Source organism: Euzebya pacifica (assembly GCF_003344865.1).
Lineage (GTDB): Bacteria > Actinomycetota > Nitriliruptoria > Euzebyales > Euzebyaceae > Euzebya > Euzebya pacifica.
In genome coordinates this window covers 5,661,630-5,679,483 of the sequence record NZ_CP031165.1, presented here as the reverse complement: position 1 = coordinate 5,679,483, position 17,854 = coordinate 5,661,630, and the positions used below count along the sequence as shown (strand labels likewise).

General features: G+C 70.1%; 14 protein-coding genes. 6 read left to right on the top strand and 8 right to left on the bottom strand.

Translation table 11 applies throughout. The annotated features are described in order from the left end of the window. Window positions 1-7: 7 nt before the first annotated feature. The 5 genes from DVS28_RS24585 to DVS28_RS24565 all read right to left on the bottom strand — a co-directional run bounded on the left by DVS28_RS24585 (window position 8) and on the right by DVS28_RS24565 (window position 8,853). Entirely contained in the window at window positions 8-2,023 is a 2,016-nt protein-coding gene (locus tag DVS28_RS24585) for a glycerophosphodiester phosphodiesterase family protein (protein ID WP_114593810.1), read from the bottom strand. Window positions 2,024-2,182: 159 nt separating this feature from the next. Beyond that, window positions 2,183-3,742, bottom strand: coding sequence for an alkaline phosphatase D family protein (locus DVS28_RS24580; RefSeq protein WP_164711002.1), 1,560 nt, complete (start codon window positions 3,740-3,742; stop codon window positions 2,183-2,185). Between the two features lie 31 nt (window positions 3,743-3,773). Further along, window positions 3,774-5,066, bottom strand: a complete 1,293-nt coding sequence (locus DVS28_RS24575) for a phosphodiester glycosidase family protein (RefSeq protein ID WP_114593808.1) — start codon at window positions 5,064-5,066, stop codon at window positions 3,774-3,776. 40 nt (window positions 5,067-5,106) lie between these two features. Beyond that, window positions 5,107-7,893 carry a glycerophosphodiester phosphodiesterase family protein gene (locus DVS28_RS29350; RefSeq protein ID WP_114593807.1) on the bottom strand — a complete coding sequence of 929 codons (2,787 nt, stop codon included), beginning with the start codon at window positions 7,891-7,893 and terminating at the stop codon, window positions 5,107-5,109. Window positions 7,894-7,947: 54 nt separating this feature from the next. Next, window positions 7,948-8,853: a glycerophosphodiester phosphodiesterase gene (locus DVS28_RS24565; RefSeq protein WP_164711001.1), complete on the bottom strand. Its 906-nt coding sequence runs from the start codon at window positions 8,851-8,853 to the stop codon at window positions 7,948-7,950. 346 nt (window positions 8,854-9,199) lie between these two features. On the opposite strand from DVS28_RS24565, the gene DVS28_RS24560 reads away from it, so the two are divergent. Both DVS28_RS24560 and DVS28_RS24555 read left to right on the top strand, forming a co-directional pair. Continuing rightward, window positions 9,200-10,024 (top strand): TrmH family RNA methyltransferase, encoded by an 825-nt coding sequence (locus DVS28_RS24560; protein ID WP_114593805.1) that lies wholly within the window; start codon window positions 9,200-9,202, stop codon window positions 10,022-10,024. A gap of 29 nt (window positions 10,025-10,053) precedes the next feature. Continuing rightward, on the top strand, window positions 10,054-11,634 hold the full coding sequence (locus DVS28_RS24555) for an SDR family NAD(P)-dependent oxidoreductase (RefSeq protein ID WP_114593804.1): 1,581 nt from the start codon (window positions 10,054-10,056) through the stop codon (window positions 11,632-11,634). A 45-nt stretch (window positions 11,635-11,679) separates the two neighbouring features. Here the strand turns inward: DVS28_RS24555 and DVS28_RS24550 are convergent, their stop codons facing one another. From DVS28_RS24550 to DVS28_RS29345, 3 genes are all read right to left on the bottom strand, one after another. Beyond that, window positions 11,680-13,344, bottom strand: coding sequence for a CocE/NonD family hydrolase (locus tag DVS28_RS24550; RefSeq protein ID WP_216826289.1), 1,665 nt, complete (start codon window positions 13,342-13,344; stop codon window positions 11,680-11,682). A 74-nt stretch (window positions 13,345-13,418) separates the two neighbouring features. Further along, on the bottom strand, window positions 13,419-13,868 hold the full coding sequence (locus DVS28_RS24545) for a class I SAM-dependent methyltransferase (RefSeq protein WP_216826288.1): 450 nt from the start codon (window positions 13,866-13,868) through the stop codon (window positions 13,419-13,421). Beyond that, window positions 13,841-14,014, bottom strand: coding sequence for a hypothetical protein (locus DVS28_RS29345; protein WP_216826287.1), 174 nt, complete (start codon window positions 14,012-14,014; stop codon window positions 13,841-13,843). The genes DVS28_RS24545 and DVS28_RS29345 overlap by 28 nt, the downstream gene beginning before the upstream one ends. Before the next feature lie 105 nt (window positions 14,015-14,119). Between DVS28_RS29345 and DVS28_RS24540 the strand changes: the two genes are divergently transcribed. From DVS28_RS24540 to DVS28_RS24525, 4 genes are all read left to right on the top strand, one after another. Further along, entirely contained in the window at window positions 14,120-15,055 is a 936-nt protein-coding gene (locus tag DVS28_RS24540) for an SAM-dependent methyltransferase (RefSeq protein ID WP_114594390.1), read from the top strand. A gap of 97 nt (window positions 15,056-15,152) precedes the next feature. Then, complete coding sequence (locus tag DVS28_RS24535) at window positions 15,153-15,419, top strand: hypothetical protein (protein ID WP_114593802.1); 267 nt, start codon at window positions 15,153-15,155, stop codon at window positions 15,417-15,419. A 60-nt stretch (window positions 15,420-15,479) separates the two neighbouring features. Further along, window positions 15,480-16,250: a 3-hydroxybutyrate dehydrogenase gene (locus DVS28_RS24530; RefSeq protein WP_114593801.1), complete on the top strand. Its 771-nt coding sequence runs from the start codon at window positions 15,480-15,482 to the stop codon at window positions 16,248-16,250. 308 nt (window positions 16,251-16,558) lie between these two features. Beyond that, window positions 16,559-17,845 carry a hypothetical protein gene (locus DVS28_RS24525; protein WP_114593800.1) on the top strand — a complete coding sequence of 429 codons (1,287 nt, stop codon included), beginning with the start codon at window positions 16,559-16,561 and terminating at the stop codon, window positions 17,843-17,845. Window positions 17,846-17,854: the final 9 nt, after the last annotated feature.

Here is a 17,854-nt window from a genome sequence, read left to right as displayed (position 1 = left end):
CTGATTCCTACTCCTCGGTCTGGAAGGGTTCGGGGAGCGGCAGGGCGTCGCAGGCCTCGGGGGCCTCGCCCCGCAGGACGCACTGCAGGCGGTCGATGCGGTCGGTGATGACCCCGTCAACGCCAATCGCGACGAGCTCGGCCTGTCGGGCGGAGTCGTTGATCGTGTAGGGGGTGACGGTCAGGCCTGCTTGGTGCGCCTCGGCCACTGCGGCGGCGCTCAACGACCCGTGAGAGGGGTTGAAACCGTCGGCGTAGGTGGACTGGGCCCGGAAGGCGTCGCCGAGGTTGGCCGACACGAAGTGCAGCTGGCCGACCGGCAGGTCCAGACCAGCCGCGACCTGCAGGTGCGCGTACAGCTCCATGGAGTCGGGGTGGAAGGACTGCACGACGTGGGGGTTGGTGAAGCCCTTGGCCCGCTCGGCGAGCAGCTGGTCGATCAGGATCTGCTCGATGCCCGGCGACAGGGCAGGGGCCTTCAGCTCGATCAGCAGGCCGACGTCGGGGTGGTCCTCGAACAACGCCAGCGCCTCGGCCAGGGTCGGCACGTGGGTGCCCAGGTAGGCGCCGGCGTACCGGCCGTCGTCGCTGGTCGAGCCGACCGCGAACCGACCCCAGTTGGACGCCTCCAGGGTCGCGAGCTCCGCGGCGGTGAACAGCTGCGGGACCGAGTCGTCGGCCACGACGCGCGGGTCGCCCGCGAACACCTCCTCGACGTTGGTGGTCCGCGACAGCGTGTTGTCGTGCAGCAGGATGATCTGCTGGTCAGCCGACAGTGACACGTCGATCTCGACCTGCTCGGCTCCCATCGCGATCGCCATCTCGATGGCGGGCAGGGTGTTCTCCGGGGCGTAGCGGGACGCGCCGCGGTGGGCGACCACATCGACGTCGTCGTGGTGGGCGGGGATGACCACGTCGGCGACCACGGGCAGGTGGTCCGACGGCCATTCGCCGCCGGGCCGGTAGGTGTCGACGTAGGCCTGCAGCACCTCCACCGATTCCGACGCGAGGATCCAGTCCAGCCAGCGGTTGTCGAGCTCACCGAACCCGGAGAACGTGCCGGTCGGCGCGGGGCCGGTGACGTCGGCGGCGTCCCACGCGTCGATGAACGGCCCACCGGTGACCAGGCGGTGGTACGGCGAGGTGTTGCCGACCAGCGGCGTGGGCTCCCCGGCCGGCGTGCCGAACGGCAGGCTCGGGTACGGGCTGTCGGGCCGGGTGTCCTTCATCGGGTCATGGGCCGGCTGGTTGCCGGGCAGCCGCTCGGCCTCGGCGCTGTTGGCGTTCAGCACCACGCCGGCGGCAAGGCTGTCGCCCCGGTTGAAGTTGAAGTCGCCGGTGATGACGACGGGGAGGTCGTCGCGGAAGGTGACCCCGTCGACGTCGTAGGCGGGGTCCCCGGTGAAGTAGCCGGCGATCTGGTCGGCGGCGCGGTAGCGGGCGTCGTTGTTGGCGTGGTCGAAGTGGGTGTTGACGGCGTAGAACTCGTGGCCGTTGCGGCGGTCGCGGAAGTGGCCCCACGACGCCATCCGGGAGTTCCCGGTGTTGCCGTAGCCGAAGGAGTACGGCTCGTTGGGCGTGGGCGAGAGCCAGAAGTGGCCCTCCTCGACCAGCTCGAGCCGGTCGAGGCGGTAGTAGATGCCCATCTGCTCGTCGTCGGGCCGGTCGGGGCCACCACGGGAGGTGCCGATGTAGCCGAACTCGTCGGGGCCGCCGAGGGCGTCCAGGATGTCCAGCCGCTGGGTGTAGTCGCCGGCGGTCTCCTTCAGCTCCTGGGTGCCGAGGAGGTCGAGGTCGGACTGCTGCAGCTGGGCGGCCATGTCGGGGAACCGGGTGCCCCAGTCCTCGTGGCCCGAGGCGTTGGAGGCGTAGCGGACGTTGTAGGTCATGACCCGCAGCGCGTTGGTGTCGGCCGGCCGCGGGGGCGGGGTGAAGTCGGTCGTCTGTGCTCCCGCCACCGTGGCGGTGGCGACCAGCAAGCAGGCGATGAGGGCAGGGGTCAGGGAGGGGAGGATTCGGCGCATCACCGATCTACTTCACCCCCGCCGCGCCAACCTCCTGCCGCATCGCCGTGGGTTCACCCAACGCTCACACCGACGTCAACCACGCCGGAGTGCCCCTCCGAGACAGGCGGGTGCCTTGCGGCGGTTCGTCGTCGCGACCGGGCCTCACGGCGGCCGGGGTCACACGCGATGCGCTCCGGTGCTGCCTGCTTCCACGGCCCAGCTGTCGAGGGCGAACGCGTCACTGGTGGGTCCGGAGACGCTGGACACGACCGGGAAGTCGCAGATGGCCTCGTCATGGGTGAGCGACAACCGGCCATAGCCGCGGTAGCGGTACTCGTGGAAGAGGATGTGGGGATTCTCGGGCAGGTATCGGTCGAAGCTGGACCCGTTGGAGGAGATGGAGGTGCCGACGAACTCGCTGGCCACGGTGGCCGACGACGGGTCGTCGTAGTTGGTCTTGACGTCGGCGACCCAGTGGTTGTGGATGTCACCCCCGATGAGGAGGGGGTTCGCGACGCGCTCCTCGGCGAACACGTCGATCAGGCGCTGGCGGGTGGCGGCGTAGCCGTCCCACCCATCGACCCAGCGGCCCTGCTCGGGCCCCACGATCTGCTCTAGCTGACTGAACAGCAGCTGCTGGGCCACGACGTTCCACTTGGTCGGCGCGGTCCGCAACCCTTCGTGGAGCCAGGATTCCTGCGGGAAGCCCAACATGGTGCGCGACGGGTCCGTCAGGTCGGCGCAGTCCGCGGAGATGACGCGGCCACCCCCGCCGCCGGGCCCCTCACACGCATGGTTGTCACGGTACGACCGGTTGTCCAGCACGTGGAAACGAACGAGGTCCCCGTAGGTCAGGCGCCTGAACAGCTTGAGCTGGCCCCCCATCGGGTCCGGGGTCCGCAGCGGCAGGTTCTCGTAGAACGCCTGGTGGGCGGCGAACCGGCGGGCACGGAAGGCTTCGGGGTCATCGCCGCCCTGTCCGTGGTCGCCGGCGTAGTCGTTGTCGACCTCGTGGTCGTCCCACGTGCACACGAACGGGACGGTGGCGTGGGCGGCTCGAAGGTCGGGGTCGGCCTTGTACTCCGCCCACCGCCAGCGGTAGCCGTCGAGGTCGGTGGGTTCGGGAGATGCCAGCGGGGTCCCGGTGCGGACCCCGAGGGATTCGTAGATGTAGTCGCCGAGGTGAAAGAAGACGTCGACGTCGTCGGCGGCCAGGTACTGGTAGGGCACGAAGTAGCCGGAGTAGTTCTGGCAGGACCCGAACGCGATCCTGGTCAGCCCGGTCCTCTGGCCCGCCGCCGGGGCCGTCTTGGTTCGACCGGCCGGGCTGATCACGCCCAGCGCCCTGAAGCGGTACCAGTAGGCACGGGCGGGCTCCAACCCGGTTGCGTCGACGTGGACGCTGTACCCCTTGGCCGCGGAGGTGGCGACGGTCCCCGAGCCGACCACCGTGCCGAATCCCTCATCCTCGGCGATCTCCCAATCGACGTCGTAGGTCCCGTTGGGGACCCCGCCGTCGGGCGCTTGGGGGAGGATCGACAAGCGGGTCCAGAGGATGATCGAGTCGGGGAGGGGGTCGCCGGAGGCCACGCCGAGCGCGAACGGGGCGTCGGCGGCCGCGCCAACCGTCCCGAGCGGGGACGCCGTGGGCGCCGCGAACGCCGCGGGGATGCGGGTCAGCGCCAACGCGCTCGCGGTGGCGGCTGAGGTGGTCAGGAACTGACGGCGGGATGACATGGGGAGGTCCATTTCGAGGGGAAGGGGTCGACTACTCGCCGAGCAGCACCAGCGCGTCGCCGACGGGGCGCGGGGTGCCGCGGGTGAACGGGGTGCGCAGGTTGGTTCCGTCCGAGGGGCTGTTGACGACCTCCTCGCCGATGGTCATGGTCACCGAGCCGCCGCCGTCGAGGTTCACCGCGTCGGTGGCGCCCAGCGCGATCAGCAGGTCGGCGAAGGAGGGGAGGTCCAGCCCCGACCCGTCGAGTGCCTGCCGGCCGTCGACGGTGACCAGCAACGTGGCGTCGGGGGTCCACGCCACGGCGGCGCGGGGGTTGGCGTTGTTGACCCAGCCGTTGGCCGCGTCGATCCGGCCGAAGCCCTCCTCGACCCAGGTCACGTCCGCCACGCCGTCACGGACCAGCAGCGGGCCACCGTTGATCACGTCGAGGCCGTCCAGGTCGAGGGGCCCGTCGGGGGTGGTCACGGTCTCGGTGACCCGCACCCGCGTGCCGACGCCGGCATGGGCGTCGATCCACTCGGCGGCGTCGCCGGTGCCGAGCAGGACCTGGTGGCCGTCGGGGACGGTCTGGCCGAGCAGCGGGCCGAGCACGACACCCCCGGCTTCGAGGAGCAGCCGTCGGTCGGCGGGCGGGACGGTCCCGCCGAAGACCGGGCGCAGCAGGGTCAGCTCGCTGTCGTCATGGCAGGTGTAGTCGTGGACGGGGGCGTGGGTGACCTCGCCGTCCAGCACGTCGCCGCCGACCCCGCCGCAGCTCCGCACGATGCCGGGGACCCGGTTGAGCCCGTCGAGCTCGCGGGTCGCGCCGTCCTCGGCGGTGATGGTCAGGGTGGTCGACACCTGGGTGGTCCACGCGTCGGTCAGGTCGTCGCCGCGGATCACCAACGCGCTGCGGGCACCGACCGCCTCGCTGACCAGCTCGCCGTCGATGACGCTGACGCCCATCAGGTCGCCTGGCGTGCCGAAGCTGTCGTTGACGATGAAGAACCCGCCGTTGATCGCGGCGAGCGCCCCGGTGCGGGCGGCGATGGAGGGGACGGTTTCCTTGTCGGTGACCCGCCCCTCGGCGAGCACCGTCTCGGCGCGGCCGGTGAAGGCCTCGCGGTCCACGCGCAGCACGTGGACGTGGGTCTCGTCAGGCAGGTTCGTCGGGCCAGGCAGTCCCTCGTCGGGATCGGCCCAGTAGTAGTGCTCGTAGGTCACGCCGTCGGCGACGGCTCGGGGCTCGGCCACTTGGAGGGGCGGCAAGGGGTCGGCGACCACCGGCTGCAGGGTGAGGACGGCGAGGGTTGCGGCCGTCAGGACGGCGAGGGCGATGCGCATGGTGAAGGGGATCCTTGTCAGGTGTGGAGAGGGGGGGGGGTTAGTCGCCCTGGGCGCGGAGGAACGTCTCGAGGCGCCCGAGGTCGTCGGCGTTGATCCAGTCCGAGCCGGCGTCGTACAACCACTGCCAGACCCGTTCGTCGTGGGGGGAGGCCCAGAACCGGGTGGTGCGGCCGGCGGCGTGGGAGCGGTCGACGGCCTCGCGCAGGGTTGCCTGCTGTGCCGCGCTGGGCTGGCCCTCGCCGTCCCAGCCGAGGTGGCTGTAGTTCTGGCTGTTCATGGAGATGAAGGCGGCGGGGACGGACTCGTCGAGGTCGTCGGGGATGCGGCCGTCGTAGTTGGCGTACAGGACGGCTTGGCCCTCCATCGTCGAGCGGGCCCGGTTGCCGGAGATGATGACCTGCACCGACCGGTCGACCAGCACCTCGTCGTAGGACTGGGCGACCACGATGTCGTCGTAGTCGGCGAGGACACGGTCCAGCGCCGCCCACGTCGACTCGGCCTCGGTCTTGACGTCGATCATCAGCTGGAAGCGCTGCTCGTCGGCGCGGTACACGCCACCGAAGCTGTTGACGCGGTCCCGGAGCGGATCCAGGTAGGCGGTCTGCAGGGTCCGGCCGGGCCGCAGGTCGTCGTAGTCGTGCCCGACGACCAGCTGGTCACCGACCAGGTAGACGTCGACCTCGATGGAGGTGAACCCGTGGTCCAGCGCGTCCAGCAGCGGGCGACGGTTGGTGTCGTGGGGTTCGTAGTCGTTGTGGGCGTGGGCCCGGTAGAGGGGGTGCTGCCCGGCCGGCAGGGCGCCGTCGTGCCCGACGAAGGCCGGGTCTGCCCCCTCGGGGATCGCGGCGCAGCCGCCGGGGCCGGTGGTCACCCCGCCGCCGAGGTCGGCGTGGGGGATCGGTGCGCCGTTGCCGGCGTTGACCAGGCAGGCGTGCCCGTCCGGGACGGCCGGCATGACCGACCGGTGGGCGAAGTGGGCGAAGTGGCTGACGCCCCTGACGGCGTCGATGGCGAGCGTGTGCACGTCACCGGATGGCAGCGGGGTGGCGTCGATGCCCTCACCCTCGGCCTTGGCGTAGTCGTCGACGGGCGCCGGTCCGGTCAGGTTGGCGGGGCCACCGGCGCGGAGGTGGCCCATCGATCCGACCTCGGTCGTGGCACCGGTGGAGGGGTCGACGGCGAACAGCCGGTTGCCCGCGTCGTCGGTGGAGATCCACAGTGTCCCGTCGGCGTCGACGTCGCCGCCCTGGACGCGTTGGAGGGTGGTGTCGAGCTCGATCCCGGCCAGCGGGTCGGCCTCGAACGGTTCAACGGTGTGGTCCTCGCGCACCCAGAACCGCTGGACGGTGGTGACGTCGGTGAAGTCCGACGTGGTCCAGATGACGGGGTCCTCGCCGGGCGCCTGCGTGACCGACAGCCACGCGATGTGGCTGATCGGAAGGGTCAGGACCGGCGTGTCGGGCAGGGGTTGCAGGGTGGCCGGGTCGAACAGGACGACCTTCTGGTCCATCGCGGCGTAGTCGCCCTGCTCGATGGGGACGTACAGGACGCCGTTGTGGGCGTCGGGGTCGGAGATGTGGTCGAACCCGGCGGCGCGGAGGTCGACGGGGATGGCGTCGGGGTTGATCGCCTGCGGCACGTCGAGGTCGTCGGTGCGGACCAGTCCCTCGTTCCAGCTGTGGACCCACCCGGCGGTGCCGTCGTCCAGCTCGACCCGCGCGACGCCCTGCTTGTGGGTGCTGCCGTCCACGACCTCCTCCAGCGTCGTCGCGAGCCGGCCCGGGGTGGCGTCGGCCGGACCGACGATCAGCTCGGTGTGGACCGGGCCGGACAGCTCCTGGGCGGCCAGGTCCGGCTGGTCGGTCTGGGCACCCATGCGCAGCTGGCGCATGGCCCTGAGCACCTCGCGCTCGGCCTCCAGGCCGTCGGCCCCGTTGAAGGAGGAGGCGTTGAAGTCATAGGAGTGCGCGGCGGTGCGGCCGCAGGCGTCGTGGATCTGGTTGAGGTCCCCGACGGTGAACTTGTCGAAGCGGGACCCGAAGACGTCGTACTCGGTGGCGGTGGCCAGCGCGTAGAGGGCACCGGGCCGCTCGGCGGTGGCGTAGGGCTCGCCACCCCGGTTGTAGATGAACTCCGCGTCGGGGTAGCGCTGGGAAACGGCGATGTCGAAGTGGTTGAAGATCGACTGCTCGAGGATGCCGTGGCGGGCGACGAGGTCGGCGACCTCGAGCTGCACGTCCACGCCGGACACCTTCATGTCCAGCTCCAGCCCGACCCCGTGGTCACGGGCGAGCGCGGCGACCTCCTCGAGCGTGGGGATGGTCGCGCCATCCGGGTACAGGGCGGACCAGTCCTGGCCGTCGACCTGGCTGGCGTCCAGCTCCTTCAGTTCGGCGAGGGTGAACCCGTCGACCGGACCGGTTCCGTCAGTGGTGCGGTCAACCGTCGTGTCGTGGATGACGACGTACACCCCGTCGGCGGAGCGGCGCACGTCGGTTTCCAGGACGTCCACGCCGTAGGCGATGGCGGTCTCGAAGGCCTCCAGGGTGTTCTCGGGGGCCAAGTAGCGGGCACCACGGTGGCTGGAAACGAGCGGGTCAGCGGTGTACTCGGTTGATAGCGGGAGGGCGGGCAGCTCGCTGAGCGGCGTGTCGTCGGCCCAGGTCTGCGGATTGGGCACCCGCTGGCAGTCGTGCGTGGCCTGGGTGCCCGAGCCCAGCGCCGGGTCGGGCAGGTGGACGGGCTGGTTCTGCGCACCAGCGGTGCTGACGGACTGCAGGGCGAGCAGCGCGACCACGAGGGTCGCGATTCGGCGGGATCGCATGGGGAGGGCCTTTGGAGAGGAGGCATGGGCTCGCGTCTTGTCGTGGTCGGCGGCTCAGCAGGCGTCGAGGGTTGCCCGCATGGCGGTGTCGGGCGCGAGGACCCGCTGCATCAGGTCGGGGCGGTCGGTGATCACGCCGTCAACGCCGATGTCGTCGATCAGCGCCACCATCCGGCACGCGTCGTTGACGGTGTAGGGATTGACGCTGAAGCCGGCGGCGTAGGCCGCGGCGACGTACTCGGTGGTCAACGACCCGTGGTTTGGGTTGACCTGCTCAGCCCAGGCGTAGGTGCCGAAGTCCGCCTCGTTGACGGTGCCGAGCAGACCGACGGGATAGTCCAGACCCGCGTCCTGCTGGAGCACGTCGAACCGCTGCATCGACTGCCAGTCGAAGGACTGGACGACGTGGGGATTGGTCTCACCGGCGGCGACGCGGGCTTGGAGCTCGGCGACCAGCAGCGGCTCGATGCCGGGGTGCTCGGCCGGGGACTTGACCTCGATCAGCAGCCCGACCTCGGGGTGCTCGGTGAACAGGTCGAGGGTCTCGGCCAGGGTGGGCACATGGGTGCCGCAGTACTGGCTGTCGGCGAACCGCCCCCAGCAGCCGGCGTCCAGCTCGGCGAGCTCCGCGGAGTGGAAGAACGCCACGTGCGGATAGAGCTGCCGCGGGTCGACGGCCAGCAGGTTTTCCTCGACGTCGGTCGTGCGGCCCAGCGTGGTGTCGTGCAGCACGACGATCTCACGGTCGGCCGACAGCTGGATGTCGATCTCGACCAGCGGGGCGCCCATGTCGATGCCCAGGTCGACGGCGGGAAGGGTGTTCTCCGGGGCATAGGCGGACGCGCCGCGGTGGGCGATGACGGTGGCGTCACGGACGGGTTCCGACCCGTCGGCGGCAACGGGAACGACCCCGGCGAGGAGGGTCAGGGTGAGCAGGGCAAGGAGTGAACTCCGGGACATCGATAGCTCCGGTTTCGGCGTGGGTGGCGGGCCGCGGACGAGCGAAGGGGAAGGCGGCCCCATGCCCGTGAACTTCGCCCACCACCCCCTCCCCTCCTTCCATGTCACGGACCCGTCCACCGACGTTCATCACCCAGTCGCCGGACGCGGACGAACAGGCCTGTCTCGACATCCGTTGTTCACCACAGTGACGGCGGCGGTCCGATGTCAGGATCGCGGTCGGGACCGGTGACGGGCTGGCCACTCGGCATGAACCAGGTGTGTGACGCCCTTGCGATCGCCATCGACTGCCAGCGCTGACCTCCCCGAGCCGGTAGCCGGAGGGGGTCCGGCTACCGTCGACGCGATGACCGGAACGACCACGATCGAGGACGCGGCAGATCCGCGGGTGTCGGACTTCCATCGGATCAACGATCAGCCTGCCCGCCGCAGGATGGAGTCCGACGAGTACTTCCTGTCGGAGGGGTGGGTGTCGATCGAGCGGCTGATCGATTCCGGCCACGGGTTCCGGTCGGTGTTGCTGTCACCCTCCCGCGTCAAGCGGTTCCTGCCGTTCATGGCCCGCCCGGAGCTCGACGGAGTGCCCGTGTACGTGGCCGAGCGCGAGGTGATGCGCGACATCGTCGGGTTCGACATGCCGCGTGCGGTGCTCGTCTCGGCACGTCGCCAACCGCTGGTCTCCGTCGACCACCTCGCGGCGACGTCCCGGCGGCTGATCGTGCTCGAAGCCCTCAACGACGACGAGAACGTCGGGGCCATCGCCCGAGCGGCGCGGGCGTTCGACATCGACGGGATGCTGCTGAACCCGACGTGCAACGACCCGTATCACCGGCGCACCGTGCGGGTCAGCATGGGCGAGATCCTCCACATGCGGGTGGCGCGTGCCACCCGCGACGCCTGGCCCGACGCGCTCGACACGTTGCATGCCGCGGGCTTCGAGACATGGGCGATGACCCCCAGCGATGACGCGGTCGACCTGTGGCGGGCGACGGTGCCGGATCGGCTGGCGATCGTGCTGGGGGCGGAGGGGCCCGGCCTGACGGGGGAGGTCCTGGACCGTGCGACGACGCGGGTGCGGATCCCCATCAGCCCGGCCGTCGACTCCCTCAACGTCGGGCACGCCGCCGCGATCACCCTGGCCGCCGTCACCCGGCCAACCGACATCGTGTAGACGCGGGCCCGACCAATACCCTCGTCGACATGGCGCCCGTGGACCCCACCCCTCGCGACGATGCCGCTCAGGACGTCCGTCGCGACCTCCTCGACGCGATGGCAGTGCTGCGTGACGTCATCGACGCCCCGGACATGCTCGATGCCCTCGATGCCGACGAGCGGGCGGCGTTCCGCAACGCCGCGGGCGACGTGTTCTGCCCCGATCCGGAGATCCGCCGGCGGCGCACCAAGGTCCTCCAGCTGAACCGCCGTCGAGCGCGCACCAAGCACGACGAGGACATCCTCACCGAGACCGGCATCCGCACGCTGCGCAGCCGGCCTGTCTTCGCCACCCCCGATGTCTTCCCACCGACGGGCTTCGAGCAGCACGACGTCGCCGATGACCCCGACACGCCACCGTTCCGCGAGACCCTCGACCCGCAGCACTGCTACATCTGCAAGGCCAGCTACCGGGAGGTCCACCACTTCTACGACCAGCTCTGCGGGCCCTGCGCGACCCTGAACCACGCCAAGCGCGGCGAGCTCGCCGACATGGACGGCATGGTCGTCCTCCTCACGGGCGGTCGCGTGAAGATCGGCTACCAAGCCGGCATCAAGCTGCTCCGCAGCGGCGCCGAGCTGATCGTCGCGACCCGCTTCCCACGCGACGCCGCGAAGCGCTACGCGGCCGAAGCCGACTTCGAGGACTGGGGCCACCGGCTCGAGGTGTTCGGCCTGGACCTCCGCCACACGCCGAGCGTCGAGGCGTTCTGCGCGCACGTCCTCAGCACGCGCACCCGCCTGGACGCGATCATCAACAACGCGTGCCAGACGGTCCGTCGCCCACCGGGCTTCTACGAGCACATGCTCGACGGCGAGCGGGCGGCGCTGACGACGCTTCCGCCAGAGGTCCTGCAGCTCGTCGGGTCCTACGAGGCGGAGTGGCGCAGCCGCACCGCCATCGGCGACGGGGTCGAACAGCACGCGCTGGCGGCGACGTCGGAGGCCGGCGAGCTGGCTGGCCTGACCCATGCCGCCGAGCTGTCGCAGGCGGTCCTGATCCCTGATGACCTGCCGACGACCGACACGATGTTCCCCGAGGGCCAGCTCGACCAGGACCTGCAGCAGGTGGACCTGCGCGGTCGGAACTCCTGGCGGCTGCAGCTGCACGAGGTGTCAACGGTGGAGCTGCTGGAGACCCAGCTGGTCAACGCCGTCGCCCCGTTCGTGCTGAACGCCCGGCTCAAGCCGCTGATGGCGGCGACACCCGGCGGCCACAAGCACATCGTCAACGTGTCGGCGGTCGAGGGGCAGTTCTACCGGCCCCGCAAGACCACCAAGCACCCGCACACCAACATGGCCAAGGCGTCGCTGAACATGATGACCCGGACCTCGGCGACGGACTATCGCCAGTCGGGGATCAACATGAACAGCGTCGACACCGGCTGGGTCAGCGACGAGGACCCCGTGGACATCGCGGCAGCCAAGACAGCCGAGCACCGGTTCCACCCGCCGCTGGACATCGTGGACGGTGCCGCGCGGATCGTCGATCCGATCATCGACGGCCTGAACACGGGCAACCACGTGTGGGGCCAGTTCCTCAAGGACTACGCACCCACCGACTGGTGACGCCCGGGGCCCTCGGTCGGGTCCCCGTCACCGTCCCGTGGCTGGTCAGCCGACGTTGAAGGGTGTCTCGTTGAGGGTGATCACCGGGGCCGGGACGGTGAACGTCGAGCTGTTGTGCTGGCGCAGGCGGCTGGTCTCGAAGCCGCCGGCGTCGAAGTCGGTGCGGGGGGTGTCCAGCAGGGGCAGCTCGGCGAACGCCTCGATGACCGCGACGGGCGACTGGGTCGGCACGTGGACCCACCACTCGGCGTTGGATCCGCTGATCAGCACGCCGATCCGGTGGCCCTCGGCGAAGACCCAGTCCTGGCCGTACATCTCCAGGCGGTGGTGGACCAGGCCGGGCAGGCGGATCATGTCCGCGCCGCGGCTGACCAGCGTGGCGGTGCCGTCGGGGGCGATGTCGTAGACGTTGCCGACCACGTTGGTGCGGGGGGCGGTGACCACCAGGTCCAGGTCGAGCACCGGCTCGCCGGCCAGGTGTCGGTCGCCGGGCAGCGGCTGGGAGATCGACCAGATCCCGTCGCCGGTCACCGGCGCCGTGCCGAAGGAGACGAGCGCGCCCGTCGGCGAGCCGAAGTTCAGCCCGTTGTCGGTGTAGGCGCCGCCGTTGATGGTGCTGGTGCGGACCACCGCGTCGGCGGGCGGCCAGGCGTCCTCGCCCCGGTAGCGGCCCTGGTTGTCCTGCACCTCCACCTGCGGAAGGTCCAGCCAGGCCTGCTCGGCCGCCGCGTCCTCCTTCAAGTAGGCGTCGAGGAAGATCATCATCTGCTCGGCCCAGTCCGCGCGGCCGACGGCGTAGCCCGACGGGGAGTTCTCGGCGTCGGTGCCGCGGACGTGGTCGAACTGGCCGAACCACGCGCGCTTGGGCCCCTCGATGCCCTCCCAGTAGGCGAAGGCGCCGTCGGGCTTGGTGTTGCGCTCGAGGAAGCCCTGCATCAGGAACAGCGGGACGTCGCTGCCCTTGGAGGCGTTGATCAGCTCGCGCTGCTGCCAGAACGCCGAGTCGGCACGGTCGTCCTGCTGGGCGGTGTAGAACTCCACCGCGCACGTCGGCGGGCTGAGGGTCATGAAGCTCGTCGGGGTGACCAGCGAGTTGGCGAAGCGGATGCCGTCGTCGTACAGGTAGCGGTAGCCGTCGAAGACGGGCTCCTGGCTGATGACCGCCGCCAGCCCGTCGGGCTGGTTGGCCATGCCCATCAGGCCGGTCCAGCCGTCGTAGGACTTGCCCAGCAACGCGACGTTGCCGTTGGACCACTCCTGGTCCGCGGCCCACTCGACGGCGGCGACGACGTCCATCTGCTCGCCCGGGCCGCCCCAGTCGCTGCAGCCCTCGGACTGGCCGAAGCCGCGCATCGTGGCGATGGCGTAGGTGTAGCCCTGCTCCAGGGCCCCGGTGGCCTCGAAGAAGTCGTCGAAGCGCGAGGACGGACCGTCGCCCTCCGGCAGCGTGTAGGGGCTGACGACCAGGATGACCGGCTGTGGCTCGTCGACGGGGGTGCCCTCGGTCCGGATCACGTCGATGTCGAGGATGGTGCCGTCCAGCGACGGCACGTCGAACTCCCAGTGGGTGGTGTCCTCGGGCTGGGCGCCGGCGGGCGTGGCGACTGGCAGCAGCACGGCGATCATCGCGATCAGCGCGAGGGTCATGGCCATGGTCGAGGGACGGGCGGCGTTGCGGTGCATCGAGTTCTCCACGAGAAGGGGCTTCACACCCAGTTCGCCGTGACCTCGTCGATCTCCTCCCTGCTGTCCGACCGTGCCGCCGTCGTTCGGGACGGCGTCGGTCAGGAACGCCTCGTGGCGACCACCACAGTGTCGAGGGCCACGCGCTCCCCCTCATCGGTCTGCACAGGCCGCCTGGCCACCTCGGCCACCGATGGCGTCAGGCCCTCCAGCGCCGCGACGGTCTCGTCCACGTCGTAGCAGACCTCCGGGGAGGGCGGGCCCCCGTGCCCCTCGGTGACGTTGGACCTGTCGTGGGCGACCACCAGCATCGTGCCGCCGGGCGCGACCCAGCCCGCCGCGCGCCGCAGCACCTCCACCCGTTGCGGCGTGGACAGCTGCAGGTACGCCACCAGCACCAGGTCGAAGGTCTCCGAGGGCTGGTAGGCGGTCACGTCGGCCTCGACCCACTCCACATCGACGTCGTGGTCGGCCGCCAGGCGGCGGGCCTTGTCCAGGCCCGCTGGTGAGAAGTCAACGCCCGTTACCTGCCATCCCTGCCTGCGAGCCACACGGCGTTGCGGCCCTCCCCGGTGGCCAGGTCGATGGCGGTACCGGGCGTCAGCTGGGCGACGTGCTGCTGGACGAAGCGGTTGGGCTCCACGGTCCACAGGTAATCCTTGCTGGCGTACCGCTCGTCCCACGCTGTCCGGTCCATCGCTGCTCCTCGGCTGCCGATCCATCAGGACTGCACGACGCTATCGCTAGCGTGTGTGACCGGACCACCCCCCCGGAACGTGTGACTGCGATCGAGTCGAACCTGATGACCACCGCCTACCTTGCTGCCACGAACTACGAGCGCGAACTCGACGAGGAGCTCGCGCGCGGCGGCGTTGCCGTGGTCGCCACCCACGGGCGCCTCAGGATCGCCGAGGGTGCCCCCTTCCACGCGGCATGGGCGGCCAACACCTGGTGGGATGCCGAGCGGATCCCGGTCACCTCGATCGGGCATGCCGCCAAGGAGCTGAAGGCCCGGCAGCGCAGCTGGGCGCTCTACGCACCCGAGCACCGTGGCCGCGCCGAGCTGATCGCCGAGAAGCTGCCGTACGTGTCGGCCAAGCCGCTCGAGCTGGGCGAGGTGGCCCCGGAGTCGCCGTTGGGGTCGTGGACACTCCTGGATCGCGACACCGTGCTGGCGGCGACGACGTGCGACAGCCCGTTCCCGAATGGCGAGCCGAACTTCGTGGAGAACCGCACTGGCCCACCGAGCCGCGCCTACCTCAAGCTCTGGGAGGTGTTCGCCCGCTTCCGCCGTCAACCCGGCCCCGGTGACCGTTGCCTGGACCTCGGGGCGGCGCCGGGTGGGTGGACGTGGCTGCTCGCCCGGACCGGCGCGCACGTGACAGCCGTCGACAAGGCGCCGCTGGATGACGACGTCGAACGGATGCCGAACGTGACCTGGCAGCAGGGTTCGGCCTTCGCGATGGACCCGGCCGATCACGAACCGGTCGACTGGTGGTGCAGCGACATCATCGCCTACCCCGATCGGCTGCGCGGACTGGCCGAGCAGTGGTTGCTCGCCGGCAAGGTCCGCAACCTGGTCTGCACCGTCAAGCTGCAGGGCAACACCGACCACGACGCCGTGGCGAAGTGGCGGTCGCTGCCGGGCGCTCGCGTGATCCACCTCGACAACAACAAGCACGAGCTGACCTGCGTGGTCCTCGACGCGCACGCCCGGGGTGGGGCAACACCGCAGTAGTCGCTGGCTGGACGCACGGCCCAGTCGCCGAGGACTACGCTGTTCGACCGACGCCGGCAGACGTCGGCTCGGCTGACTGGGGGTGAGGCCCATGCGAATGCGCGCCGTCCACGTTGACCCGCTCGCGCGGTTCTCGTTGGAGGTCGATGACGACACCGGCCTGACCTACCTCGGGATCCCGGTGCGCAACACCATGGTCGAGTACACCGAGTGGTACTTGGTCGACCGGGACACGTTCGCGACCTTCGTGGTGCACCCCTCCGCGGCATGGTCGATGGTCCAGCGCGCGCGGCGACGGGAGATCGACCACCTCCTGCTGCTTCCGCCGGGACGCGACCGAGGAGTCGCCGACCGCCCTGAATGAGAGGTGAATCACCTGTCATCTATGCGGTAGCGTGGCGCATCCGTACGGAGGAAGGACGTCATCGTGAGCAGCCATCCAGACCTGTCGGGCCGCACGGCCCTCGTGACCGGTGCGGCGAGCGGGATCGGTGAAGCGTGTGCCCGGCGACTCGCCGCCGCCGGCACCCGAGTGGTCGTGCTCGACCGGTCGGCCGAGGCCGCCGCTGCTGTGGCCGGCGACATCGGCGCGGACACCCTCGTCGTCGACCTGGCCGACGCCGACGCGATCGACGCGGCACTCGACGGCCTGGACGTGTCCGTCGACATCCTGGTCAACAACGCCGGCCTGCAGCACGTCGCGCCGATCGGTGAGTTCCCCGCCGAGCGCTGGGACACGATCATCGCGGTGATGCTGACCGCCCCGTTCCGGCTGGCCCGACGTCTGGTGCCGGCCATGGCCGATCGCGGGTGGGGACGCATCATCAACGTCTCCAGCGCTCACGGGCACCGCGCCTCACCGTTCAAGTCTGCCTACGTGTCGGCCAAGCACGGGCTGGAGGGCCTGAGCAAGGTCATCGCCCTGGAAGGGGGCGCGCACGGCGTCACGTCCAACTGCATCGCCCCGGCCTACGTCCGCACCGCCCTGGTCGAGGCACAGATCGCCGACCAGGCTCATGTCCACGGGATCAGCGAGGACGAGGTCGTCGAGACGATCATGCTGGCCGGTACCGCCGTCAAGCGGCTGATCGAGCCGACCGAGGTCGCCGACCTGGTCGCGTTCCTGTGCAGCGACTCCGCCGGCACGGTCACGGGGTCGTCCTGGACCATGGACGGCGGCTGGACCGCCCGCTGATCTGTCGTGTGGCGGGGTGCGCTTCCCCGCAGATCCGTCCTTTCCTCCGGTACACGGGCCATGTCACCGGGGTTCTCCGAACCGGGCCGCCGCCAATCGTGACCCGTGGTCCACTGGGCGCGTACGAGGGAATGGCCCGTCCGGATGATCTTGCATCGCCCCGACCCGGCGGTGGTTCCCGCGGTCCTACCGTGCCTCCTCGCGGGTCGACCCCGGCTTCGCGGGACTCGAAAGGCATGGACATGCGGACTTCTCGATGGCTCCTCGTTCTTACGTTGCTGGCAGCGGCCTGTAGCGGCGCAGATTCGGTGGACACCGCGGAGGTCGCTGCCGAGGCGTCCAGTGATCCGGTGACCACGGCCGAGGAGACAATCGCCGAGGAGACAACCGCCGAGGAGGAAGACGAAGAAGACGGCGAGGAAATGGAAGAGGACGACGACGAGGGTTCTCGGGGCGCGGACGGGGGAACCCAGATCGTCGAGGCCGGAGAGGAACCGCTGCCTGCCGACAACAACAACACCGACAACTGCCATGACTTCAGGGACGAGTCCCGAACCGTTCCCCGGCCGGGCCAGGGCCAGGCGTTGTTCCTGTCCGGTTCTGCCACTTCGTTGAGCGGCTTCGAGGTCGACGACATGGCCATCCTCACGATCAGCGCTGACGGTGAGGACCGCACCTACAACATCCAGGGCTATCAGGACGACTGCCGCGACAGCAGCGTGCCGACAGTGGTCACCGGTGTGAATGGACGGGTGCCCGACGCGATCAACCTTTCGACCCTGGCGCCTGCGGGGTCGGGGGACCTGACGGTCCGCGTGGAGGTCAAGAACGGCAACGGGCGCGGCGCAGCGTCGGACATGTACCTGCTCGTGGCGCCCGCGAGCGCCGGTACCCCCACCAGCACGGAACCGCCCGCCGAGCCGACGGAGGCAGACCTGGCCCCGCCGGCGGAGGAGGTCGAGAAGCTCAGCTACTCAGCGGACTTCACCGATGGCGTCGTCGGATCCGAGTGGGCCTACAGCGAGGGCGACGTGGCTCAGCCGGTGGTCGCAACCGCGCCCAGCGGCGAGATGTTCCTGGGTGGCAACAGCGACGGCACCGAACAGCTCGGATCCCAGACCGCGACGCTGTCGCTGACCGCTCCGAGCGCCGGTCAGATCGATGTGATGTTCGACTTCTACCGAATCCTCTCGTGGGACGGCAACGGACCCACGGGCAACGGCGAGGACAACTTCCAGGTTGTCCTGGTGCAGGACGGCACCGAGGTCGTCCTGGTCGCGGAGACATCCTTCGGTCACGACGCACCCGGGGCCCGCGGCCAGGCCTACCCCCAACCCCTGGGCAACACCAACCCTGCCGAGTCGGGCCAGGACCAGGACGACACCCTCGGCTACGTGGGCACGACAGGGTTCGCACCCACCGACGACACCGGTGACGGCATCTACAACTTCAACAGCGAGCAGGAAGACCATTCGGTGTTGAGCAACATCGCCATCGACGCAGGCGACTTCGAGATCCGGTTCATCGGCGTGACCAACCAGGCTCGCGCTGACGAGTCGTGGGGCTTGGACAACGTGACGGTGACGCAGCAGTAGCAACACGAC

Coding starts and splice junctions, on each gene's coding strand:
- DVS28_RS24585 (WP_114593810.1), bottom strand. CDS start 2,023: ATGCGCCGAATCCTCCCCTCCCTGACCCCTGCCCTCATCGCCTGCTTG.
- DVS28_RS24580 (WP_164711002.1), bottom strand. CDS start 3,742: ATGTCATCCCGCCGTCAGTTCCTGACCACCTCAGCCGCCACCGCGAGC.
- DVS28_RS24575 (WP_114593808.1), bottom strand. CDS start 5,066: ATGCGCATCGCCCTCGCCGTCCTGACGGCCGCAACCCTCGCCGTCCTC.
- DVS28_RS29350 (WP_114593807.1), bottom strand. CDS start 7,893: ATGCGATCCCGCCGAATCGCGACCCTCGTGGTCGCGCTGCTCGCCCTG.
- DVS28_RS24565 (WP_164711001.1), bottom strand. CDS start 8,853: ATGTCCCGGAGTTCACTCCTTGCCCTGCTCACCCTGACCCTCCTCGCC.
- DVS28_RS24560 (WP_114593805.1), top strand. CDS start 9,200: ATGACCGGAACGACCACGATCGAGGACGCGGCAGATCCGCGGGTGTCG.
- DVS28_RS24555 (WP_114593804.1), top strand. CDS start 10,054: ATGGCGCCCGTGGACCCCACCCCTCGCGACGATGCCGCTCAGGACGTC.
- DVS28_RS29345 (WP_216826287.1), bottom strand. CDS start 14,014: ATGGACCGGACAGCGTGGGACGAGCGGTACGCCAGCAAGGATTACCTG.
- DVS28_RS24540 (WP_114594390.1), top strand. CDS start 14,120: ATGACCACCGCCTACCTTGCTGCCACGAACTACGAGCGCGAACTCGAC.
- DVS28_RS24535 (WP_114593802.1), top strand. CDS start 15,153: ATGCGCGCCGTCCACGTTGACCCGCTCGCGCGGTTCTCGTTGGAGGTC.